At 58.1% G+C, this 22,499-nt stretch carries 22 protein-coding genes, 2 pseudogenes and 1 riboswitch; of the genes and pseudogenes, 3 read left to right on the top strand and 21 right to left on the bottom strand.

Features of this window, described 5'->3' with window-relative positions:
* Window positions 1–57: 57 nt before the first annotated feature.
* The 14 genes and pseudogenes from AC4G46_RS09320 to AC4G46_RS09255 all read right to left on the bottom strand — a co-directional run bounded on the left by AC4G46_RS09320 (window position 58) and on the right by AC4G46_RS09255 (window position 13,589).
* Window positions 58–1,572 (bottom strand): cobyrinic acid a,c-diamide synthase CobB, encoded by a 1,515-nt coding sequence (locus AC4G46_RS09320; protein WP_491127682.1) that lies wholly within the window; start codon window positions 1,570–1,572, stop codon window positions 58–60.
* Entirely contained in the window at window positions 1,565–2,683 is a 1,119-nt protein-coding gene (locus AC4G46_RS09315) for a cobalt-precorrin 5A hydrolase (RefSeq protein ID WP_491127681.1), read from the bottom strand. The genes AC4G46_RS09320 and AC4G46_RS09315 overlap by 8 nt, the downstream gene beginning before the upstream one ends.
* Window positions 2,676–3,470 carry a precorrin-4 C(11)-methyltransferase gene (cobM, locus tag AC4G46_RS09310; protein ID WP_491128833.1) on the bottom strand — a complete coding sequence of 265 codons (795 nt, stop codon included), beginning with the start codon at window positions 3,468–3,470 and terminating at the stop codon, window positions 2,676–2,678. The genes AC4G46_RS09315 and cobM overlap by 8 nt, the downstream gene beginning before the upstream one ends.
* Window positions 3,471–3,475: 5 nt before the next feature.
* Window positions 3,476–4,228 (bottom strand): precorrin-2 C(20)-methyltransferase, encoded by a 753-nt coding sequence (cobI, locus tag AC4G46_RS09305; protein ID WP_491127680.1) that lies wholly within the window; start codon window positions 4,226–4,228, stop codon window positions 3,476–3,478.
* A gap of 21 nt (window positions 4,229–4,249) precedes the next feature.
* A complete protein-coding gene (cbiE, locus tag AC4G46_RS09300) occupies window positions 4,250–5,491 on the bottom strand; it encodes a precorrin-6y C5,15-methyltransferase (decarboxylating) subunit CbiE (RefSeq protein ID WP_491127679.1) in 1,242 nt (413 codons plus the stop codon).
* Entirely contained in the window at window positions 5,484–6,596 is a 1,113-nt protein-coding gene (locus tag AC4G46_RS09295; RefSeq protein ID WP_491127678.1) for a cobalt-precorrin-5B (C(1))-methyltransferase, read from the bottom strand. The genes cbiE and AC4G46_RS09295 overlap by 8 nt, the downstream gene beginning before the upstream one ends.
* Entirely contained in the window at window positions 6,593–7,270 is a 678-nt protein-coding gene (locus tag AC4G46_RS09290; RefSeq protein ID WP_491127677.1) for a precorrin-8X methylmutase, read from the bottom strand. The genes AC4G46_RS09295 and AC4G46_RS09290 overlap by 4 nt, the downstream gene beginning before the upstream one ends.
* Window positions 7,271–7,297: 27 nt before the next feature.
* Window positions 7,298–8,089, bottom strand: a complete 792-nt coding sequence (gene cobK, locus AC4G46_RS09285) for a precorrin-6A reductase (protein WP_491127676.1) — start codon at window positions 8,087–8,089, stop codon at window positions 7,298–7,300.
* Between the two features lie 5 nt (window positions 8,090–8,094).
* Window positions 8,095–9,165: pseudogene (locus tag AC4G46_RS09280) on the bottom strand (sirohydrochlorin chelatase); the annotation flags it as partial.
* A 39-nt stretch (window positions 9,166–9,204) separates the two neighbouring features.
* A pseudogene (gene cobJ, locus AC4G46_RS09275) lies at window positions 9,205–10,782 on the bottom strand (precorrin-3B C(17)-methyltransferase); the annotation flags it as partial.
* Window positions 10,783–10,833: 51 nt separating this feature from the next.
* Window positions 10,834–11,667, bottom strand: a complete 834-nt coding sequence (locus AC4G46_RS09270) for an energy-coupling factor ABC transporter ATP-binding protein (RefSeq protein ID WP_491127675.1) — start codon at window positions 11,665–11,667, stop codon at window positions 10,834–10,836.
* A 95-nt stretch (window positions 11,668–11,762) separates the two neighbouring features.
* Entirely contained in the window at window positions 11,763–12,545 is a 783-nt protein-coding gene (gene cbiQ, locus AC4G46_RS09265; RefSeq protein ID WP_491127674.1) for a cobalt ECF transporter T component CbiQ, read from the bottom strand.
* A complete protein-coding gene (locus AC4G46_RS09260; RefSeq protein WP_491127673.1) occupies window positions 12,529–12,825 on the bottom strand; it encodes an energy-coupling factor ABC transporter substrate-binding protein in 297 nt (98 codons plus the stop codon). Before AC4G46_RS09260 ends, cbiQ begins: the two co-directional genes overlap by 17 nt.
* Window positions 12,825–13,589 (bottom strand): energy-coupling factor ABC transporter permease, encoded by a 765-nt coding sequence (locus AC4G46_RS09255; RefSeq protein WP_491127672.1) that lies wholly within the window; start codon window positions 13,587–13,589, stop codon window positions 12,825–12,827. The genes AC4G46_RS09260 and AC4G46_RS09255 overlap by 1 nt, the downstream gene beginning before the upstream one ends.
* Before the next feature lie 180 nt (window positions 13,590–13,769).
* Window positions 13,770–13,958: riboswitch (cobalamin riboswitch) on the bottom strand.
* Window positions 13,959–14,095: 137 nt separating this feature from the next.
* Here AC4G46_RS09255 and AC4G46_RS09250 point away from each other — a divergent pair.
* Entirely contained in the window at window positions 14,096–15,028 is a 933-nt protein-coding gene (locus tag AC4G46_RS09250) for an ArsR/SmtB family transcription factor (protein WP_491127671.1), read from the top strand.
* 201 nt (window positions 15,029–15,229) lie between these two features.
* Here AC4G46_RS09250 and AC4G46_RS09245 read toward each other — a convergent pair whose 3' ends face one another.
* The gene (locus tag AC4G46_RS09245; RefSeq protein ID WP_491127670.1) at window positions 15,230–15,517 is read right to left on the bottom strand and encodes a hypothetical protein; all 288 of its coding nucleotides are present in this window, start codon (window positions 15,515–15,517) and stop codon (window positions 15,230–15,232) included.
* A 16-nt stretch (window positions 15,518–15,533) separates the two neighbouring features.
* A complete protein-coding gene (locus tag AC4G46_RS09240; protein ID WP_491127669.1) occupies window positions 15,534–17,030 on the bottom strand; it encodes an alpha-N-arabinofuranosidase in 1,497 nt (498 codons plus the stop codon).
* A gap of 185 nt (window positions 17,031–17,215) precedes the next feature.
* Between AC4G46_RS09240 and AC4G46_RS09235 the strand changes: the two genes are divergently transcribed.
* The gene (locus AC4G46_RS09235) at window positions 17,216–17,626 is read left to right on the top strand and encodes a peptide deformylase (protein ID WP_491127668.1); all 411 of its coding nucleotides are present in this window, start codon (window positions 17,216–17,218) and stop codon (window positions 17,624–17,626) included.
* A gap of 133 nt (window positions 17,627–17,759) precedes the next feature.
* On the opposite strand, the gene AC4G46_RS09230 is transcribed toward AC4G46_RS09235, so the two are convergent.
* Genes AC4G46_RS09230 through AC4G46_RS09215 form a run of 4 tightly spaced genes read right to left on the bottom strand, consistent with a single transcriptional unit; the run spans window position 17,760 to window position 20,647 of the window.
* On the bottom strand, window positions 17,760–18,695 hold the full coding sequence (locus AC4G46_RS09230) for a 5'-3' exonuclease (protein ID WP_491127667.1): 936 nt from the start codon (window positions 18,693–18,695) through the stop codon (window positions 17,760–17,762).
* A 28-nt stretch (window positions 18,696–18,723) separates the two neighbouring features.
* Entirely contained in the window at window positions 18,724–19,089 is a 366-nt protein-coding gene (locus AC4G46_RS09225) for an arsenate reductase family protein (RefSeq protein WP_491127666.1), read from the bottom strand.
* A gap of 30 nt (window positions 19,090–19,119) precedes the next feature.
* The gene (locus AC4G46_RS09220; RefSeq protein ID WP_491127665.1) at window positions 19,120–20,082 is read right to left on the bottom strand and encodes an RluA family pseudouridine synthase; all 963 of its coding nucleotides are present in this window, start codon (window positions 20,080–20,082) and stop codon (window positions 19,120–19,122) included.
* Window position 20,083: 1 nt separating this feature from the next.
* Window positions 20,084–20,647 carry a cob(I)yrinic acid a,c-diamide adenosyltransferase gene (locus tag AC4G46_RS09215; protein WP_090713827.1) on the bottom strand — a complete coding sequence of 188 codons (564 nt, stop codon included), beginning with the start codon at window positions 20,645–20,647 and terminating at the stop codon, window positions 20,084–20,086.
* Window positions 20,648–20,857: 210 nt separating this feature from the next.
* Between AC4G46_RS09215 and AC4G46_RS09210 the strand changes: the two genes are divergently transcribed.
* Window positions 20,858–21,565, top strand: a complete 708-nt coding sequence (locus AC4G46_RS09210; RefSeq protein ID WP_491127664.1) for a hypothetical protein — start codon at window positions 20,858–20,860, stop codon at window positions 21,563–21,565.
* A gap of 18 nt (window positions 21,566–21,583) precedes the next feature.
* On the opposite strand, the gene AC4G46_RS09205 is transcribed toward AC4G46_RS09210, so the two are convergent.
* Window positions 21,584–22,474, bottom strand: coding sequence for an alpha/beta fold hydrolase (locus AC4G46_RS09205; RefSeq protein WP_491127663.1), 891 nt, complete (start codon window positions 22,472–22,474; stop codon window positions 21,584–21,586).
* Between the last annotated feature and the right edge of the window lie 25 nt (window positions 22,475–22,499).

The raw sequence follows: 22,499 nt of genomic DNA, 5'->3' as shown, positions 1-22,499 counted from the left end.
TTATCTCCGGAAAAAGTGACGAGTTCTTATAAGCACCGCGTACGGACAACCAGCCATTTAATGCGGGAAATGGGCGGTTCTCCGCTCTCTGTAGAAGCGGCAGGCTGAGACGAATCGCTCTGCCGCCGGGAAATGGGAGGCGAGATGAATATGAGCATACGCGGCCATGACATTCCCCCGGAGATATCCTTCCGGCCGGCTGCCGCCCCGCCCCTTGCTCTCGTAGGCATACAGCCTGTCTTCCTGTTCATCGTAATTCATTAACGAGTAATGGAACTCATGGCCGCGCAGCCGCTCGCCCCGCTTCAGCAGCAGGCTGTCCTGCAGCGCTGTAACCTCTCGGTAGCCAAGCGCAGCACGGCGTTCCTGCATTACTGCGTCGGCAGGGATGACCCCGGCCATCCTGTGCACCGCTCCGGCACGGTCGGTAAGCGTCCGGGCCAGCACCATGTAGCCGCCGCATTCCGCATACAGCGGCATGCCGGCTTCAGCCGCTGCAAGCAGACCGCCAATAAAGCCGGTATTGGCGGAAATTTCTGCAGCGAATTCCTCCGGGAAGCCGCCGCCGAGATAGATGCCGTCCGCCTCCGGCGGAATCTGATCGCCGCGCAGCGGGCTGAACGGGATCAGCCGGGCACCGGCACGGCCCAGCAGCTCCAGATTGTCGGCATAATAGAAATTGAATGCCGCATCTTGTGCAACGGCGATGACCGGTCTTTGGACCGGCATAGCCGAACCTGCAGCGGCCGGGGCAGACCGCGCTGCCTCTGTTGGCCCGGCGGACGCAGCAGCGGATGCGTTCGCAGCGGTAAGCGCCGGGCAGGGCGGCAGCGGAGGCGCAGCCTGCGCGATCTGGAGCAGCTGCTCCAGATCCGCGCCAGCCGCAAGCGCATCAGCGGCATGCCCGAACAGCGCTTCCAGCTCGCCCCGCTCCACAGCGGGCAGCAGGCCCAGATGCCGCTCCGGGATGTCCAGCGCGGCATCACGCATCAGGCCGCCGATAACAGGGATGCCGCAGGCGGCTTCGATGGCCGTCTTTACCGTCTGGTAATGACTCTCGCTTCCGCAGCGGTTCACAATAACCGCAGCAATCCGCACCCGCGGCTCCAGCTCCCGGAAGCCGAGCACAACCGCGGCCGAACTGCGGCCCATGCTGCGCACATCCACGACCAGCACCACAGGGCTGTCTGTAATAATGGCAAGCTCTGCGGTGGAGCCTGTCAGCCCGTCCGCCTCTTTACCGTCATACAGTCCCATAACGCCCTCCACAACAGACAGTTCTGCGTCTTCTGAGGAATCCGCAAAATACTGCAGAAGATACGGGTGTGAGGTCATCCAGGAGTCGAGGTTACGGGCAGGCCGCCCCGTTACAGCAGCGTGATAGGCGGGATCAATATAGTCAGGGCCGCATTTGAAGCCCTGGACCTTCAGTCCGCGCCGGGCAAACGCCCGCATCAGCCCCAGTGTCACGGTTGTCTTGCCTGAACCGCTGCCGGTGCCGGCGACGATAACACGCGGGCGGTATTGTGGCAGCGAACGCCCAATCTCCCGGAATGGAACTCCTTTATTCATTTTCGGTCTCCTCCCTGCCGCCGCCGAAAGATATTCTGGCAACAGCAATGGTTACATTGCCGCTCTTTTTCTTGGCCAGCAGCAGCTCGCCGCCTCCTGAAGCCAGCAGGGCAGCCGGTTCACAGACGCCATAGGCTCCGGTTGCCTTGAATACAACGGCAGAGGGCTGCTTAAGCGGCACTGTATTCAGCTGCTCCGGTGTAAACAGGCTAAGCTCCCAGCCAAATTTACGGCAAAGCTCAAGCAGTCCGGCCTCATCGCCTTTAATCGTTATGGTCGCGGCGCCCCGGATGCTTGGCGGAGACAGCCGCAGCTCTGCCAGCGTCTCCATAACGACGGCCTCCAGCTCAGCCGCTGACGTCCCGCGGTTGCAGCCCAGCCCCAGCACCAGGCTGCGGGGCCGGTACACTGCAGCAGGCAGTCCGCGGAGCGCTGCAGCTTCAGTCTCATCCAGCAGCCGGTCGGTGATGACAACCGCCGCACGGTAAGGCTGCTGCAGCTCAGTCGTGCTGCCGCAGAGCCGGACATGCTCCGGCAATACGGCTCCCGCAGGCAGCCAGTCCGTTTCGCCCGCTTCCTGCAGCACGGCTACCGGTTCACCGTTGACCAGCGCTGCGCTGACGCTCTTCATCGGAGCAAAGCTCTCCGCCTGCCAGCCGAATTCCCGGCCCAGCAGATCGGCGGCAAAAATGCCCTGCACATCGGAGGCCGTCGTAATGACCGGACGGCTCTCCAGCAGCCGGGCGATGCGCAGGGTCAGCCTGTTCGCTCCGCCCAGATGGCCTGACAGTACGCTTATGACATGCGCTCCGCTCTCGTCGATTACAATGACGGCGGGATCATGCCGTTTGTCCTCCAGCAGCGGGGCCATCAGCCGGACGGCGGCTCCCAGTGAGAAGAACAGAATAACCGCCTCATACCCGCGGAATAATCCTGGCAGAAGCTCCTTGACCGGTCCGTCGAAAATCCGCCGTTCTCCCGGAATCTCCTCCAGCTCCCCGCTGTATTTGGCATAACAGTACACCTCGGTATCCGCCAGCAGGCCGCCCAGCTTCAGGGCCAGCCTGATTCCGTTGCGGGTAATGGCTACAGCAGCAAACTTACTAGCCATCCTGGCCGCTCCCCTGCCGGAAGCCGTGGGTAAAGGACCGGTCATAGAGCTTCGAGCGGTGGGCATCGCGGTTCACCAGCTCCGGGTCCAGCGCCCGGCCGGCCAGGATCATCGCATGCATGGTAATGCCGGCCTCCTGCAGATCCCGTTCCAGATGCTGCACGGTCGTCCGCACAATCTGCTGGTCCGGCCATGTAGCTCTCTTAACGACGGCTACCGGGGTATCGGGGCTCCAGCCGGCAGCTAGAAATTCAGCGGCGGCCTGTCCGGCAAGCGCTGCGCTCAGAAATAGCGCCACCGTGCAGTGATGGGCGGCCAGGGCACGCAGCTGCTCACGCTCCGGCACCGGGGTGCGCCCTCCGGCACGGGTCAGAATGACCGTCTGGGTCAGCTCCGGTACGGTCAGCTCGGCACCGAGCGCCGCTGCTGAAGCAAATACGGAGCTGACGCCGGGAATAATCTCACAGCTGACGCCGCACAGCTTCAGCAGCGACATCTGCTCGAGGATGGCCCCGTACATGGACGGATCGCCGGTATGCACGCGCGCCACACTCCGGCCTTCCTTGACCGTCCGGGCCATCAGCTCCACCTGCTGCTCCAGATCGAGCCCCGAGCTCTGCACAACCTGCGCGCCGGGCTTCGCACTGCGGACCAGCTCCTCGCTGACCAGCGAATCGGCATAGAGAACCAGATCGGCCGAGCGCAGAATCCGGCTGCCTTTGACTGTTATCAGCTCCGGGTCGCCCGGCCCTGCACCGACAATGTACACCTTTGGTTCAAGCCGCAGGCCGCTCATTTGCTCACCACCATCAGGCTCAGATACTCCAGCTCACGGCCGCGCAGCTCGCGGGCATCCCGCCATACCGTCTCATACGGTGAGGTTACTTTGGTCACCACGGAGGCTTTTCCGCCAAGACCCAGCTCGTCCAGCACATCAAGCACAGTATCCAGCACCTTGGCCACCTTCAAAAATACAACTGTGTCATGGTGCAGCAGCGCCTCCTTCAGCGCCTCCCGGTCCCCGGTTGCGGGAATGATGCCTACCCGCTGGTCGCCGTCGGCGAGCGGCTGTTCGAGAGCGGCGGCAGCGCCAAGCACCGAGGAAATCCCCGGTACGGACACTACCGGCACGCCGGGATGGAGCTCCTGCATCAGCCGGGCCAGATGGATAAAGGTGCTGTACAGATTCGGGTCCCCTTCCGTCACAAAAGCCACATCATTCCCGTGCCGCAGCTCATTCCAGCACAGCTCAACCGTCCAGCGCCAGCCGTTTGCCAGCTGTACCGGGTCTTTGGTCATCGGAAAGACAAGGCCGAGCATCGTTTTCTGCTCAGCATCCACATACATGTCCACGATTTCATGGGCGTAGGACTTACCGCCTTTGCGGGCCTCGGGGTAAGCAATGACCGGACATTCCCTTAGCAGCCGGCAGGCCTTTACTGTAATCAGCTCCGGGTCACCCGGACCGACACCAACCCCATACAGTGTACCCATGGCTAGCAGGGCAGGTCCATCTTCAGGAAGCAGTTCTTCCTTTAAGCTCATCTATGTATCCTCCTTTTAGTGTTAATTATGTTCCTCAATGCAGGTGGCAGTGGCACTGACTACGAAAACAGGATTCATCCCCTCGAACCGGGTCATGCCGAGAATCGGCCTGCCCCGCGATGCCTGCAGCTGCGTAACCTCTGTTTCCAGACCCGCCGCCGCCAGCGCCGTCAGGCTTCCGTGCAGCGTCTCCACCGTAATCGCCGCGATGACGATGACTCCCCCCGGCCGCAGCCGCTCAGCCGCATGGGCAATAATATCGGCAAGTTCGCCGCCGCTGCCTCCGATGAACACTGCATCCGGGTCGGGCAGCTGCTCCAGCCCCTCCGGAGCCCTGCTGTGAACAATGGTATAGTCGGCACGGAATTTGCGCCGGTTCGCCTCCATATTCGGCAGGTTAACCGCTTCTTTTTCCACAGCATATACTTTGCCAAGCCGGGCAATCCGCGCACACTCCGCAGCAACCGCCCCCGAACCGGAGCCGATGTCCCACACGACCGCATTCTCCGCCAGATTCAGCTCGGAGAGAACCAGTGCGCGGACCTCGCGCTTCGTGATCAGCCCCTTTTCCGGCTTGCGCTGGGCAAAGGCCTCATCCGGATAAGCAAATCCCCGCCTGCCGCCTCCTCCGCTTCCCGGCTTTCTGCGCAGAATAACCACATTGAGCGCAGCAAACTCATGCCGGGCCATGGCCTCCAGCTCCCAGAAGCCGCAGCACTCATCCCGGCCGCCCAGCCGTTCGCACACAAAGGCTTCATACTCCAGCATTCCGAACTCCAGCAGGTAAGCGGCAATGCGCGCCGGAGTGTTGACCCCGTCCGTAAGCAGCGCCAGCTTCGCTCTCCCGTCGATCCGCTGGGCCAGTCCTGCTATTGGACGGCCGTGCAGGCTGACCAGCTCCACATCCTGCCAGCTGTCACCCAGCCGGGCAAAGGCAAGCTGCACGCTGCTGTAATGGGGGATGACCTCCACATGCTGCGGACCAAACCGGCGCACCAGGTAGCCGGCAATCCCGAAAAACAGCGGATCGCCTGAAGCCAGCACAACGGTCTGACGCTCCCTGTATTTACCGTCCAGCCTTTCGGCAAAGGCCTCCAGACCGCCCTGCAGGACAAGCTTTTGTCCGCTGTACCGCGGGAAGAATGACAGCTGCCGCTCTCCGCCGCAGAGCACCTCACTTTCCTCAATTCTGCGCAGGCTCTGCGCGGTCAGCCCTCCGGCGCCGTCTTCGCCGATGCCTATGACATAAATAACATTATCCACGGATTTCCGCCCTCCCCAGCATCCGGCCCTTCATCGTAATCAGCACCATTTCCACTGTCATATCTCCGTCCATATGTCTGATACAATGCTTGCAGCCGTAACGGCACAGCAGCTCAAAAAAAGCACCGTTCCCTGCCTCCGTCATCAGATCGACTACCTGAGAAGCGGTATTCGCGCCTGTAATCTGCTGCACCAGCTGCACATCCGCCCCCGCCTCAGCGGCAACAGCCGAGAGAAAGCCGAAATCGACCGGTGCATTCTTCGAATGGATCAGCATCGCCCCTTGCGCAACCTTGGAATATTTGCCGGCCATGCCGACAAGCGTAACCTTTTGGAATCCGTAGGCTTTGGCATGGCCGAGCGAGAAGCCCACGTATTCCCCCATCTGGATAAAAGCTTCCTCCGGAAGCTCCGGGAACATCGCCATCGCGTATTTTTCACTGCTGCCGCCGGTGGTCAGGACCAGCCGGCTGTTCCCGGCAGCAGCGGCAACCGAAATCGCCTGGACGATGCTTGCCTGGTAGGCCTCGGTAGAGAACGGGGTAACCACACCCCGCGTACCAAGGATGGAGATGCCGCCCAGAATGCCAAGCCGCGGATTGAGTGTCTTCAGCGCAATCGCTTCACCTTCCGGCACACTGATCACAACCCGCAGCCCGCGTGCCGCGCCATGCTCTTCAAGTACCTCCGAGACAGCTTCGCGGATCATCCGCCGCGGTACCGGATTGATGGCGGCTTCACCTACGGCTACCGGCAGGCCCGGCTTGGTTACCCGGCCGACTCCGCGTCCGCCGTCAATCTCGATGCCGGGATGGTCCAGCCAGCTGACCGCCGCTTCAATCCTGGCCCGGTGCGTGGCATCCGGATCATCCCCGGCATCCTTTATGGTTGCACAGACTGCAGTCCCCTCCCCGCCGAGCTGCCATCCGGTCAATTCGAAGATGTGGCGGAAGCCGGCCGGCAGGTACAGCTCAACACCTCCCAGCTCCTCGCCTGTTATAAGCAGGTGTGCTGCTCCTTTGGCGGCTGCGGCTGCACAGGCTCCTGTGGTGTACCCACGGCGCATCGCCGGCGGACTCCCCGCAGCTTCCTTATTCCCGGTCATGGCCGCCCATGAGCGGCATCCGTTTCAGCCCGGCGGACCGCCAGCAGGCTCAGCGCATTGACGGCAGCAACAACGACAGTGCTGCCGCCCTTGCGTCCGATGTTCGTAATATATGGAATTTCCAGCCTGCGCAGCTCGTCCTTCGATTCAGCGGCAGACACGAAGCCGACCGGCATGCCGATAACCAGCCCCGGCCGGGCTTCGCCTGCTTTGATCAGACGGATCAGCTCCAGCAGTGCAGTAGGAGCATTGCCGATGACGTAGATACCGCCCGGAGCTTCCGCACAGGCCTTGCGTGTTGCCACAATAGCTCTGGTAAGCCCCTGTTCCCTTGCTGCTTCAATGACATCAGGATCGGAGATATGGACACGCACCTCCCCGCCGTAGCGCTGTAAACGCTCTTTGGCTATGCCCGCCTCCACCATCCGCACATCGGCGATAACCGGCTTTCCCGCGAGAATTGCCTGTATCCCTGCTTCCATAGCCTGCGGATGGAACACCAGACTCCGTCCGAGCTCAAAATCAGCCGAAGCATGGATGATCCGCTGCACGACCGGATACTGCTCAGCACTGAAATCATGGCTGCCCAGCTCCTCAGTAATCATCTGAAAGCTTAACTGTTCAATCTCCTGCGGCTGAACGGTCAGCGGTTTAAACTCTGTTCCGAAATCCATGTTCATCCCTCCCATTTCTCTCCTGCCTCACTTTTCCTGCCATAGTCCGCTGCCAGCTCCAACCGCCTCCGCCAGCTCTGCAAAGGAATCAAAAATCCTCCCGTTCCCTGCACAATGGAGCTGCGGACGAACGATCAGTATGACATACAGCCCCATATCGAGCGCTGCCTGCAGCTTTTCTTCAACCGAGCCCTCCGCGCCGCTCTCCTTGGTGATCATCACCTGTGTGCCATAGTGGCGGAACAGCGCTTCATTCATCTCCCGTGAAAAAGGCCCCTGCAGCGCAATCACATTACGCTGTTCAATTCCCAGCCTGCTGCACTTTTCCATATTCTCCAGGCAGGGCAGCAGTCTGACCGTCAGGCGGATCTCCGGATCACCCAGCAGCTGCTCTGCAAAAATCTCCAGCGTCTTGCCTCCGGTTGTCAGCATAACAGAGCCCTTGATCCTCTTCGCGGCAAGGGCCGCCTCCTCATAGGAATGCACTTTAATCAGCCGCGGATGCATGTCAAAAGCGAGACCCGGGCGCTCATAGCGGAAGTACGGCAATCCAAGTGCTGCAGCTGCCTGTATGGCATTCGCATGGGCTTCAAGCGCAAAGGGATGGCTGGCGTCTACGACAGCCCTATAATCCTCCTGCTGCAGAAGAGCAATCATCCCCTCCCGGTCCAGCCTGCCGGTTCTGGTGCTGACCCCGGCCTCCTCCAGCCGTTCCGCTGCACTCGCAGTAACGACCGAAGCCGTCAGCGGCAGGCCAAGGCGCACCAGGGATACCGCCAGCTCCCGTGCATCCCCCGTCCCGCAGAGCATCAATATCATCGCGGCTACAGCTCCCCGGGACTGCCTGCCGCAGCTGTCTCCGCTGCTGCGGTTCCGGACTCCTGCCTGCGGCCAGTTGCCTGGGCGGCAGATTGAGCCGGCTGACGGTCATGCAGATGGTCAGGCTCATGGCGGTGATGCTCAGGACTGTGCCCGTGTCCATGGGAGCCCTCATGCTCATGATGATGCCCGTGATGATGACCATGGTGAAGCTCGTGATGGTGCCCGTGATGATGTACATGTCCATCATTATCATGATGGTGGTGGTGATGGTGGGCTGCGGCTTCAGCACGGTATTTACAGGTATCGCAGTTGGCAAAAGCCCGGCCGCCCAGCGTCTCTTCGATCCGCTCCTTCAGCATCTCTGCCAGCAGCGGGTGGCTGCCGATACTGCTGCCTAACTCCACCCGGATCTCCGGATGAGCGGCCGCAAAGGCGGTCACGCGCTCCGTAAACTGCTGCATCAGCACTCCGGTGAACAGCAGGTACGGCAGCACGATTATTTTTCGTGCGCCCAGCGCCAGACAGCGCTCCAGCCCTTCGTCAAGGGATGGACCCGCAATCGCAATAAAGCAGCTCTCAACACTTTTGTATGCCGTTCTTTCCCACAGCAGCCTGGACAGCTTGCAGAAGTCACTGTTGGCGTCAGGATCACTTCCCCCGCGGCCCATCATAAGCACTACAGTATCTCCGGCCGGAACCGGAGCGCCCTGCATTTCAGCCTGCCCCTGTACTGCAGCAGCCTCCGCGATCCGGTCCAGCAGAATATCCACCGCCCGCTCCTGCACCCCGACCGGCCGCCCGTACACAAATTCCACTCCGGGATATTTCTTCCTGGCTTCGTCGATGGCCATAGGAATATCCAGCTTGGAATGGCCGGCGGCAAACAGGATAACCGGCACCACATATACGGTTGTTGCTCCCCCGGTTACACAGCGTTCAATGCCTCCGGCAATCGAAGGCGCTGCCAGCTCAATAAAACAGGTTACTATGTTCAGCTCCGGCATGCCGGCAGCAAGTCCGGCCGTAAAGCTCCTTAATTCCTCATTACCTGCTTCCACCCGGCTGCCGTGGCCTACAAGCAGTATTGTTTTTTTATTCATGCTGTTCTCCTCTTCGCTGCGGGCTGTGCTGCCCGTCTGTTCACTAACCCCTGCTCCGGACGTATCTACGTATTTTTCCGCAAAAAAGGCATGAAACTGCTCGCCCGGCTGGCCGTGTTCCCGGTATTGTCCGACAACCTCAGCCACAGCGGCAACGGTTTCGTCCTCATTCATGCCTGAGCGGACGCGGGTTCCGGCATGGGCCCCCCGCCCGGTTTTCTTGCCTCCAAGGTACAGCTCATAGCTGCCCCGGCTATAAACAACGCCTATATCCTCCAGCACAGCCGAGCTGCAGGCCATGCCGCAGCCCGCAACACTGATGTGCAGCTCCCGGGGAACCGGCTGGCCTTGCAGCAGCTTGTGCAGGCGGACCGCCGTTTCCCGGCCCTGGTCCTTCCTTAGCTCGCAGAAGTCGCAGGAGATTACCCTGACCGCATCGCCGGGCAGGCTGACATACAGTCCGGCAGCCGACAGCCGGGCAGCCAGCTCCGCCTGCTCAGCCTGGCTGCTGTGCAGCAGGAAATGCCCGTTCCGCGAGTACACGAGCTGGCCGTCATCGCCGGCCAGCTCCGCCAGCAGGCGCATCTGGGCGCCGCTGTATCTCCGGCTGCCGAGCTCCGGAGATACCTCAAGGCCGGCTGGCGCGAGCACCGCCGCGCTGCAGTCTAAGGCGGCAAGGGCAGCCGCCTGCTCTTTCCCGGCATCTGCCGGCGCGCCGCCGCCCGGCAGACTGCCGCCGCTGCCGGGGCTCAAGCCGGCAGCCAGCGACCACGGCTCCGCCGCCGGCCGGAGCCGCTCATGCGGCTTCAGCGCCTGCGCGTCGGCGCCAAGATTGTACTTGCGCTCGTAACCGCGCGGCGTAACCATCAGGCCTTCATAGACCGAAGTGGATGAGTTCCCGACGATTACCGTAGAGAGCATGCCGATTTCCTGCAGGGGCATGTCCTGCAGTGTGGTTATAATAATCTCCTGCCGCTCCCGGTAGGCATTCCTGACGATGCCGACCGGCGTGGAAGGAGCGCGGTAACGGAGCAGAATGCTGCGCGCTTCCTCGATCTGCCGGGTCCGCCGGCCGCTGCGGGGATTATAAAAGGCGATGACAAAATCCGCCGCTCCTGCCGCCTCAACACGCGCCGCGATGCTGTCCCACGGCGTAAGATGGTCGCTCAGGCTGATCGTGCAGGAATCATGCATCACCGGCGCCCCCAGAAGCGAGGCGCAGGACTGAATGGCCGATATTCCCGGAATGACCTCGACTTCAACTCCGCCTGAAGGACTCCAGCCCCGCTCCATCAGCACCTCATAGACCAGACCGGCCATACCGTATACACCGGCATCCCCGCTGGAAATAACAGCAATCGTCTGGCCTGCCTCGGCCCGGCGCACCGCTTCCTGGGCCCGGCTGACCTCCTCGGTCATTCCGGTGCCGACAATCTCCTGATGTGTCAGCAGCGGCCTGATCAGCTCCACATAGGTGTTGTATCCGATCACAGCCTCGCTCTCTTCAATTGCCGCCAGCGCACGCCCGGTAATCTGCTCAAGCGCGCCGGGGCCAAAGCCGATAATCAGCAGCTTTCCTTGCTTCTCCATTCCTGTCTCCCCCGTTCTAATGTAGATCTGTTACATGCTGCCCTCAGTACTTCAGAGCAGCTGCTGCAGAATGTCCTTGAAATCCCCCGCCGTCCGGGGAGCCGGGTATCCTGCCGTCAGACGGCCGGGCAGGCTGTACCACAGATCAGCCAGCAGCGGCATGCCAAGGCCGGTTGCCTGCAGCGCAGCGTGTCCGGCAAAAATCTCCCCGGGCGTCCCCTCCGCCAGGCAGCTTCCGCGGTCCAGCACAATAATCCAGTCCGCCCAGCGGTAAGCCAGGTTCATATCGTGCGTGGCCATCACAACTGTCGTTCCCGCAGCATGGATGCTCTCCAGACCGGAGAGCAGCTGCGCTTCAGACATTGGATCCAGATAGGCTGTCGGCTCATCGAGCAGAATCAGCTCCGGCTGCATTGCCAGCACACCTGCAAGTGCGGTCCGCTTTTTCTGGCCCAGGCTGAGCTGATGGATCGGCTTGTCTGTGAATTCCTCCAGCTTCAGCAGTTCAATCACTTCACTGCAGCGCCGGCGGATCTCCCTTTCATCCATCCCGGTACCCCGCAGCCCGAAAGAAATATCATCCTGCGGGGTACTCAGGATCAGCTGCTGCTCGGGGTCCTGGAACACCAGACCCGCAGTGCGCCGCAGCCTCCCCAGCTCCTTGCGCGAATAGACGAGCGGTCTGCCCGATACTGTGATGCAGCCCTGCTGCGGGCGCAGCACGCCGACGGCATGCAGGAACAGTGTAGATTTGCCTGAGCCGTTATGGCCGAGCACTGCCGTTCTGCTGCCCTGCGGGACCTTAAAGCTCAGTTCCTTCAGGGCCGGCTCCGCCGTGTCCGGATAACGGAACACGACACCGTCAAAAGACAGACTGTATTCCATATCTGTTGCAATCTCCTTAATTCCGGGCCTATCCCGGCTGAATGATTTGCTGTGCGGAATCTCCCGGGCCTTACAGCCCTCCGCTTGCGCGTCTTCTAATGACTTACAATCCACCACTGCGCGAGCAGCAGCAACACAATGCCCGCGTAGGCCTGCAAAGAATATTTAAGCGGTACCGGCCGCGCCACATAAGGGGGCAGCATGATCTCCCCGGTAAATCCGCGGGCTGTCAGCCCCTGGGACAGCCCGTAATAACGGCGCATCGTACCGGCAAACAAGGCTCCTGCCATTTCAGCAGTCTCACGCAGCCTGTCCCGGAAGCCCCTTTTCCCGCCGCGCAGTGTCCGTGCCAGCAGCATGCCCTGCGCCGTATCCCCGAGTATGAACAGGAAACGGTACATAATCAGCATCAGCTCCAGCACAATCTGCGGCATCCGCAGCCTGCGGAGCACTTGAAGAAGCTCATGGAACGGCGTTGTAAAAATAAGGAACAGAAAACAGCTCATGCAGGCGGCCACCCTTGCCAGCAGAAGTCCGGCACGCTGTAGCCCGTCCTCCGTGATGTACAGCGGCAGTGCCGGAAGCTGAATAAGGCCCACTTGCTGGCCGCCTGCAGAATGACCGAATTCCAGCAGCAGCGCCGGCATGCTCATAACGCAGAACAGCAGCGCCGTACCGGACAACAGCCCGTAGACACGCAGCGGAATTTGGGCATAGACTGTACACCATACCATCATCCAGACCGTAATCCCGGCCTGCAGTACCGGATGCAGCGTGCAGGCAAGGACGAACATCAGTGCAGCGAACAGGCTTTTCCACATGGGAGACAGCAGGCGCAGTGCATTCATGGATACACAGGCATCAATTCTTCTGATCATTCAGCTTCTGCCGGTCCTGCCTGCCTCTCAGCAGTCCTATGGTGTACCCGATCACTCCCGCTCCGATTGCCGCCTGCAGCGCAAACAGCATGCTCTCTGTTTCACCCGGCAGCTCCGTCAGCGGTCCGAACCAGGGCTTATAGTCCGGGGCAATCTCGGTGATTATTCCCTCCGCGGCATCATCGGCTCCGCCGAACTCCCCGTTCACAAACAGCAGCGGCAGCACCACCAGAAGGACAACCGCAAGCAGCATCAGCCCGTTTTTCCATATGCTTTTCATTACAGGCTCCCCCCTTTCGTTTGCCGCTTGAGCAGTGACAGCTCATTCGGACTGTATGACTTCAGCCAGTTCCACAGCAGCACCGTCAGCAGCCCCTCGCTTACCGCCAGCGGAATCTGGGTTATTGCAAAAATCCCGCCGAATTTCATCAATGAAGCAACCACACCACCGTCTGCCGCCGGAAAAGCAACAGCCAGCTGAAACGATGTCACCACATAGGTCATCAGATCTGCGGCCGCAGCGGCACAGAATACGGCCAGCTTTTCACGGTCGCCGGATTTCATGATCAGCCTGTACACCGCATAGCCGGCAAACGGTCCGGCCACCGCCATCGAAAAAGCATTTGCCCCGAGTGTCGTTATGCCGCCGTGCGCCAGCAATAACGCCTGGAACAGCAGCACTACCGAGCCGATCACACTCATTGGCACCGGCCCCAGCATGATTGCGCCGAGGCCTGTCCCGGTCGGGTGGGAGCTGCTGCCGGTGACGGAGGGCATTTTGAGCGCCGACAGCACAAAGGTGAATGCCCCGGACAAGCCGAGCAGCAGCTTCAGCTCCGGGTTATCCCTGGTCATTTGGTTCAGCCTGACAATGCCCAGCACAAAAAACGGGATAAACACTGCCCACCAGAAAACAGCCCAGCCTACAGGTAAAAATCCCTCCATGATGTGCATCGCTGCCGCCGTGCCCGGTTCATTCAGCAAAAAATAGACGGTAAATCCCGCGATCAGCGCTGCAAAACGCCAAATTCCGCTTTTCCCCATACCTTTTCCCCTTCCAAAATCACTGTTTTGTACAGCAGCAGACCAAAAACTCCCGCCCTTTGAGGGGCGGGAGTATATGTACGTCATCAGGTATGCAAAAGAGAGCCCTCTGCCTGCAGCAGTGCCGGACATCCTCGATTCCTGAACCTATTCGTACACCGCTCCTATCCGCGTAGAGTCGTGGTGTGCGCTTACAAGGTAGGTCTCCTGGCTCGAAATCATAACGCCCTGCCCCGTCTTCCCCGGTACTTGCCCGAGTGACATGCTGGAGCCTGGCTCTTTCTTACAGTGGCGGGACCGCTCGGGAGTTGCACCCGATTCCCTGTTACCCCTTGCTCTGGCAAGGGCACCTTGTTCGCTTGCTATTTTATCGAGTACATTATAATAATCTGCGTGCAAGCTTGTCTGTGATAAAAGTGAACCGGAAGCTTTCTTTGATTTGGCTTGTGTAAAATCGCCTTAACTAATATAATTATTAATTAATTAACATGTAACGGAGGTTCACCATGAAACTTGATCTTACCGAAGACTCTCTGCCGGTCTATGAAGCCTTATCCAGTGCAGTACGCCTGCACATGCTCCGGCTGCTTGCGGTACAGCCGATGAACGTCAAGGAGCTGGCCGGTGCAGTGAATCTCAGCAGTGCCATCATGACGATGCATGTGCGCAAGCTGGAGGCGGCCGGGCTGATTACTACCCATATGGCTCCCGGAAAGAGCGGGCTGCAGAAGATTTGCTCCCTTGCGGCCGAGCGGGCTGAGATTCTCTTCCCGGCCCCGGACAAAACAGAGCGTAAAGCCCACCGCAAGGAGATTCCTGTCGGACATTACTCCGACTTCCAGATTGAACCGACCTGCGGCCTTGCCACCACCACACAGGTGATTGGCAGCTTCGACGATCCGCGCTACTTCTGGGATATGGAGCGGATGAATGCCGGCATTCTCTGGTTCGGTAAAGGCTTTGTCGAATACAAAATTCCCAATTTCCTGTTATCCAGCCAGCAGCCGGAGGAGCTTGTGGTTACAATGGAAATCGCCTCCGAGGCACCGTCGATCAATAATAACTGGCCTTCGGACATCACCTTTACCCTGAACGGCACTGTGCTCGGCTTCTGGACGAGTCCAGGCGACTACGGGGACAGCCGCGGCAAGTATACCCCCTCCTGGTGGCCTGCGCTTACCAACCAGTACGGGCTGCTGAAGCAGCTGCGCATAACGCCGAAGGGAACCTTTATGGACGGCCTCAAGCTCTCGGATATTACGCTCGATCAAGTCGGCATCCGTGACAAGCAATGGACCTTCCGCCTCTCGGTTGAGGAGGATGCCGAGCATATCGGCGGACTCACCCTGTTCGGCAAAGGCTTCGGCAACTACAACGACGATCTGGTCGTTGAGCTGTTCTATACGGATGGCGCAGCCCTTGCCGAACCAGCCGGTTAACTCACCGGCAAGAAATATATTACAGCGGTAACTGTCCGCTGCGCCCCGGCTGCAGCGGAACCTCTGCAATAATACAACACACAAAAAAGCGGCAGCCGCGGACGTATCTCCTCGTCCATGACTGCCGCTGCTTTGCATTATGCGGATTGCCGCCCGCATGTTTAGGTCTTTGCCCGTGAGACCGTTTGCCGGCTGGGCAGCCTATGCTCCCGCAGGTGCAGGCATAGGCTGCCACAGTCCGCCCCCCGGCAGGGGACAGCCGCGCGCCTTCAGGCGGGCAACGACCGGAATGATGCAGCCGCAGGCTGTACAGGTCACGCCGTCCTGCAGCTTGGGACATGCTGTGCAGATTGCGTAACGTGCGGCATATACCTCCTCCGGGGCGGTATTATCCGGATTAAACATGGAGGACGCCAGAATCCGGGCAATCTGCGCCTCCGTAACCTTGTATTCTTCCCGGCAGCCCTTGCAGGCAGAAGCTGTGCTCATCCCAGGATCACCTTCTTCAGGCTTTCGGCTTAATGGCCAGTACAGTCACCGACATCGGAGCCAGTTCCACGCTGATTATGCCGTCTTCCAGGCTGAAGGCCGTGAACGGCTGCGGAGCCACCGCTTCCGGATCACTGAAGGTATTGTGCGCATCAATAGAGGCTCCGGCCAGCGTTGTGCCGGTAATTTCTACCTCCCGGCCGGCCAGTCCGCGCAGCTCAAGCGGCAGCTTGGCCGCTGCTGCATGATTCAGGTTGCACAGGCTCACATGAATCACGCCATCTGCGTTGACAGAAGCGGATGCGGACACTTCCGGAATTTCGCTGCCCTCGAAGCTGTATACTCCACTCTCCAGAGCCAGATCCAGCAGCTGCGCATCCTGATGCACCTTGTACATGTTGAATACATGGTACGTAGGGGTCAGGATCATTTTATCTCCTTCGGTAAGAATAACAGCCTGCAGCACGTTGATGGTCTGGGCAATATTCGCCATGCGCACCCGGTCGCTGTGCTTGTGGAAAATATTCAGCGTCAGTCCGGCCACCAGCGCATCGCGGATCGAGTTCTGCTGGTACAGGAAGCCCGGATTGGTGCCCGGCTCCACATCATACCAGGTCCCCCATTCATCGACGATCAGGCCGACACGCTTCTCCGGATCATACTTATCCATAATAACGCTGTGGCGGGTAACCAGCTCATCCATGCGAAGCGCCGCTTTCAGAGTGGAGAACCACTCCTTGGCTTCAAACCCGGTAGCCGCGCCCTTGTTGTTCCATTCACCTGTCGGGATTGTGTAATAATGCAGGGTCAGCGAGTCCATGAACCGGGTTGCTTCACGCATGAGCACTTCCGTCCAGTTGTAATCATCCACATTTGCGCCGCAGGCAATCCGGTGGATCTTGTTGTCACCATAATTGCGCACATAAGTCTGGTAACGGCGGTACAGATCGGCATAATATTCAGGACGCATGTTGCCGCCGCAGCCCCAGTTCTCATTCCCCACGCCAAAATAGGATACGCTCCACGGCTCCTCATGGCCGTTCTCCTTGCGCAGCTCCGCCATCGGGGACACGCCGTTAAATGTCAGGTACTCCACCCATTCGGACATTTCCTGAACGGTGCCGCTGCCCACATTGCCGTTGATGTATGGTTCACACTCCAGCATGGCGCACAGCTCCATAAATTCGTGGGTACCAAAATGGTTGTTCTCCACTGTGCCGCCCCAGTGTGTATTAATCATCCGTTTGCGGCCTTCACGCGGACCAATGCCGTCCTTCCAGTGGTACTCGTCGGCAAAACAGCCGCCCGGCCAGCGGAGCACCGGAATTTTGATTTCCTTAAGCGCTTCCACAACATCGTTGCGGATACCCTTCGTATTGGGAATCGGCGAATCCTCTCCCACCCAGATCCCTTCATAAATGCAGCGTCCCAGATGTTCGGAGAAATGCCCGTAAATATTGCGGTTAATTGTGCCTTTGCGGATGTCTGCATTCAGTACTGCACGCTGAGCCATAAAAAAATGCCACCTCTCATTAGTTAATGAAAATATTAATTACTAAACTTATATATTAATATTATAAGCACTGCCAGTTCCTTCCGTCAATCTTTAAATCAAGGCTCCGATTGTTCTGGCTAATCTTGAAGTGCTATTATAGCAGTGACGGCTAACAGCCAAATAAAGCAGACATGGAGAATATTATGATCAGACCCATTTGTAAAGATATGATTATCTTAAGCCAGAAGTCCGTTCCGGCAACCAAAGAGGATATCCAGGTGCTGGATGACCTTCTGGACACGCTGCGGGCCAATGCAGACCGGTGTGTCGGCCTCGCAGCTAACATGATCGGCATTAACAAGCGAATTATTGCCTTCAGCATCGGGCCGGTACATGTAGGCATGATTAATCCGGTCATCACCAAACGTACAGGTCCCTATGAAACAGAGGAAGGCTGTCTTTCCCTGGAAGGCGTACGGCATACGGTACGCTACAATTCCATTGAGGTCGGGTTCCTGGACCGGAACTTCAAGCAGCAGAAGCAGGTCTTTACTGACTTTACAGCCCAAATCATTCAGCATGAGGTCGATCACTGCGAGGGAATTATCATTTGAGTGCGTTAAAATAGCGGACTGCTCATCCTATCAAAAAAGCACCTTTGAACCGTTTACGGTCCAAAGGTGCTTTTTTGTACTATGGAACAGAGTAACCGGCCGCGGGAAAGCCTTTTGCCCGGTATTCCTGCGTTTAACCCAAATCCCCCAGCTCAATCTGCACGATACCGCGCTCATCACGGGCCTCAGCGATGCCGCCGATCAGATGCATCAGGCTGCCGAACTCCAGCTCCTGAAATTTGCGGGCTGCCGTATCGCGCTGCAGCTCCCAGAGGCATTCCGCCAAAGTGCACACCACCGGCACATCACAGCGGATTTCCGCCAGCTCGCGCGATAAATGCAGCATGTCCAGATCCGCTTCGATCTTGGAGCGTACGCCCTTGGGCAGAGCCTCCAGGTTCTCGATTACACCCTCTACGCTGCCGTATTCGGTCAGCAGCTTCAGGGCTGTTTTTTCGCCGATACCCTTGACGCCCGGATAATTGTCGCTCGTATCACCCATGAAGCCCTTGAGGTCAATGACCTGTCTTGGCGTAAGGCCCTTTTCCTCCAGCAGCTCAGCCGGATCATACACCTTATAGTTGGAACGGCCTTTTTTCATAATAACGACCTTGACGTTGTCGGTAACCAGCTGCAGCATATCATGGTCACCGGTCAGAATGTACACCTCGGATTCTGCGCCATAGCACGCAGCCAGCGTACCAATGCAATCGTCCGCCTCATAGCCCGCCAGCCCGATATTCGGCACCCCAAGCTCCGCTACCACTTCTTTTACCAGATCAAACTGCGGAATCAGCTCCAGCGGCGCATCGATCCGGTTCGATTTGTATCCGTCGTACTTCTCCGTGCGGAAGGTCCCCTTGCCCATATCCCAGCAGCAGACCACATGGGAAGGCTCAAACGTGCTCACCGCGTCGAAAAAATACTGCAAAAATCCGTACACCGCATTGGTCGGAAGCCCGGCCTTCGTTTTGCGGATATATCCTCCATAAGAGGTCGCATAAAAGGCCCGGAACAGCAGAGCCATTCCGTCGACGATCATTACCCGGCCCGTTGTTTCTGAACTCATGTGTAACCTCTCCTTATTTTCGGTTTAATTAGGTGGTGCTCCAGGCTTCTTTATATTGCTCTTCTTTATAGCCGACTGTGACTTTCTTGCCATCCGTAACCACGGGACGCTTGATCAGCATCCCATGAGCTGACAGCAGCTCAAGCTGCTCATCCTCACTGAGGGTGGCCAGCTTGTCCTTCAGGCCCAATTCCTTATATACCTCACCGCTCGTATTAAAAAACTTCTTCAGCGGCAGGCCGCTGTTCACCACAAGCACACGAAGCTCCTCCACTGTTGGCGGCTGTTCGGCGATATGCTGAAGCTCAAGCTCATGCCCCTGCTCCTTCAGCCATTTCACCGCGCTGCGGCAGGTACTGCATTTCGGGTATTGATAGACTTTTAAGTGACTCATATCTGACTCCTTCGGTGACTATGAAATAAATTATAGTTGCCGCAGCTTCTGCTCCAGCAGTGCCATATCCGGCGGCAGCGGCGCTTCAAAAACCAGCTCGCCCAGCCCGATCGGATGCTTGAACGACAGCCGCACCGCATGCAGCGCCTGGCGCGGAATCGCCGCATCCAGCTCAGCTATGACCGCAAGCTGCTCCGCATCCGTTCCGCTCCCGTACAGCGGGTGCCGGTACATGCCGTCGCCGATCAGCGGACAGCCGATCGAGCTCATATGCACCCGGATCTGGTGGGTGCGGCCGGTCTCCAGCTTCAGCTCGACCCGCGCCGCGCGGTCTCCATAGACCTCCTTGACCTCGTAGCGGGTCAGGGAGGGATAGCCGTCCGGCGTCACGATCCGCCGGTGCGGCTCTGCCGGGTCACGGTCGATGGGGCCGTCGATATCGCCGGCAGGCGAAGCAGGCACTCCGTGCACAAAGGCGGCATAACGCTTGTCCACGGTACCGGCGATCATCTGCTCGGAGATATGCTGATGGCTATACGGATTCTTGGCAATCACCAGCACGCCGGAGGTCTCCTGGTCCAGCCGGTGGACCGGCCGGAAACGGTACTGCTCCCCTTTGGCTGCCCAGTAGTGTACTACTCCGTTAGCCAGTGTATCCGTGTAATGCCCGTGTGTCGGGTGGACAATCATCCCGGCTGCTTTGTTGATCACCAGCAGATGCTCGTCTTCGTACAGAATATCAAAGGGGATATCCTGCGGCAGAATGTCCGCTGACGTCTCCTGCTCCATCCGGATCTCCACCCGGTCACCGCCGGCAACCTTCACACTGATATATACGCGTTCCCCGTTCAGCATAATGCCCTGTTCGGTCATTTTGAGCCGGGACAGCAGCTTGCGGGAGACATCCATCCGCTTCTGCAGGATGGTTTTGAGCAGCCAGCCGTCTTCCGACGGCGGCACAGTATACGTGATCGGCGGGTAATAGCTGCTCATCTTAGTTACGGAACACCTTTTTGCTGCGCACATATTCAACGTCAGCAATCCCCAGCCTTGTATTTGCCGCCCGCGCGAGCGCGAAGAAATAGTCCGACAGCCGGTTCAGATAAATAACCGCCTCCGGATTAATGTCTGCGCTGCGCCCGAGCGTAACCGCGCGCCGCTCCGCCCGCCGGCAGACCGTACGGCAGACATGCAGCACCGAAGACAGCTGGCTGCCTCCCGGCAGGATGAAGCGCTCCAGCACTGGATTCTCCGCCTGCAGCTGGTCAATCCATCCTTCCAGGCGGACAGCCATCTCGCTTTTAACCTTATACTTATTCTCGCTCAGCTTCACAAAAGCCAGATCCGAGCCGCAGTCGAACAGCTCATGCTGGATTTCCAGCAGCTGCTCCCGCACATCGCTGAATCTTTCATCCTCCATCAGGCTGCGGGCCTGCCCGACAAAGCAGTTCAGCTCATCTATCGTTCCATAGGCCTCAACACGGACATCATCCTTGCCTACCCGGCCGCCGATCACTGAGGTCTCTCCTTTATCCCCCGTACGCGTATAAATCGCCATAGTCATCTTCCTCTCCCTCAGCACAATAAATCACATAATGATAGTGTAATCGCATCTGTACAGATTAGGCAAATAAAGTGCGGCATTTCTGCCATGTAAATAACTGCCTCAGCATTTTTATTTGTACACCCATTCCTTTTACAATCCGGATTAGAAAGGAATATTTCGGTTAATAAAGCGGTAAACAAGCTCCCAGGGAGGCTGATTGTAATGCGTGTAAGAATAAATCCGAGGATTGAGCCTGTCGAAACGGGAAATCAGCCCTATCCGTTAATTTTCCGTATGTCGCGCTGGCATTATGTAATTGCCGCCTGCACAATCCTTATGTCACTGTTTTTTATCGGGTATGGCTTATATCAGGCTGAAACCGGGGCATTATTACTGCTGGTCAGCCTGGGGGCCCTGTTTCTGCTGCTCAGCCTGGCTTATATTTTTCAGATCAGCAATTCCTTTGTAGAACTGGACAACAGGACAATGCGTTACCGCGAATACAGAAAAATAGTTACACTTGATCTGGACCAGATCTATGTCGAGCTGATCGAAGGGTCATTTTACGTATACAGTCCACAGCATCCGAGAATCATCATAGGCAGCCAATACAAGGATGCGACGCTGCTGCACTCCCTTTTGTATAAGCACAGTGAAGAGAACACCTCGCGGGCGGACGCGGCATTCATCGAGGATTATAACGGCTATAAGAGCTTTAGCGACAAAATATCCGGTGATAACCGGCGCAAACAGCGGAGGAATGACCTGCTTCTGGTGCTGCTGTTTATCGCGGCCAATATTATTAATTATTACAGCAACCCGGGACGGGAGCTTATTGATTATGTTCTGTTCTTTATCCTGACGTTTGTGAGCTCCGGGGTGGCGATTTATACCGGAAGACGCAGGGCTGCACGCAGGAACGGACAATAAGCTCCAGGGCTTGAACGGTCAAACCGGGTCTTTTTTGAGAAAATCAATCATTTCCCCGTGCACATGCTCCGGCTGCTCATGATTAACGCCGTGGCCCGAGCCCTGAATGACCTTGTAGCGGAAATCCCCGGCATCCAGTACGCTTGTAAAGTCCTTCTTACGCTCCAGCCTGTAATCCCCCAGCAGAAAGTACAGCCTCTCCCGCACACCGGCCGCCTTGGCCTGGTCATATAACTGCAGCTTATGTACAAACATCGCCTGCTGGTTATGATGTTTCATCAGAAGCACCAGATGCTCGGCCACTTCGGGATGCCTTTCAGACAGCCGGGATTCCGGTGAACTGAGCTTGCCCACTACCTTAAGCAGATTTTTACGGGTCGGTACAAGGATTTCCGGGAACATCATCGTAAGCGTCTGCATCATGCTTTTTAAAGGTGCAGTGACCATCCCGCCTTCCATGCAGACAGCCTTCAGCACCCTTTCCGGCTCGTTAACAGTATAGTTAAAGGCCATGTACGCCCCGTTTGACACGCCTGCAACATAAAAATGCTCCAGTCCAAGCCCGTCAGCCACACTGCTGATCCAGTCCACCTGATCAAAGGCCTGTTTATTGAAGCTGCCGTTCGGGATACTTTTGCCGGGACCTCCCAGCGTATCGACTGCAATACAGTAAAAATGCCGGGTCAGCGCCTTCATGTTCAGCAGCCACATGACCGCCGAATTGTCACCTACACCGTGAAACAGCAGCAGCGGCGGCAAAGCGGCATCTCCGGCAGTGATAATATGGGTTGTGCCGTATGGCGTAGCAATATCAAGCTCCTGAAACTCCACCCCCCACTGGCCCAACAGCTCATTATAAGATTGCTGCACCTGTGATTTACCAGCCTCACTTTTGAATACCTTGACCATGACCCATTCCACCCTTCGGTTAAAT

The organism is Paenibacillus sp. fava2, from assembly GCF_058313675.1.
This window is presented reverse-complemented; position numbering and strand designations above follow the sequence as displayed.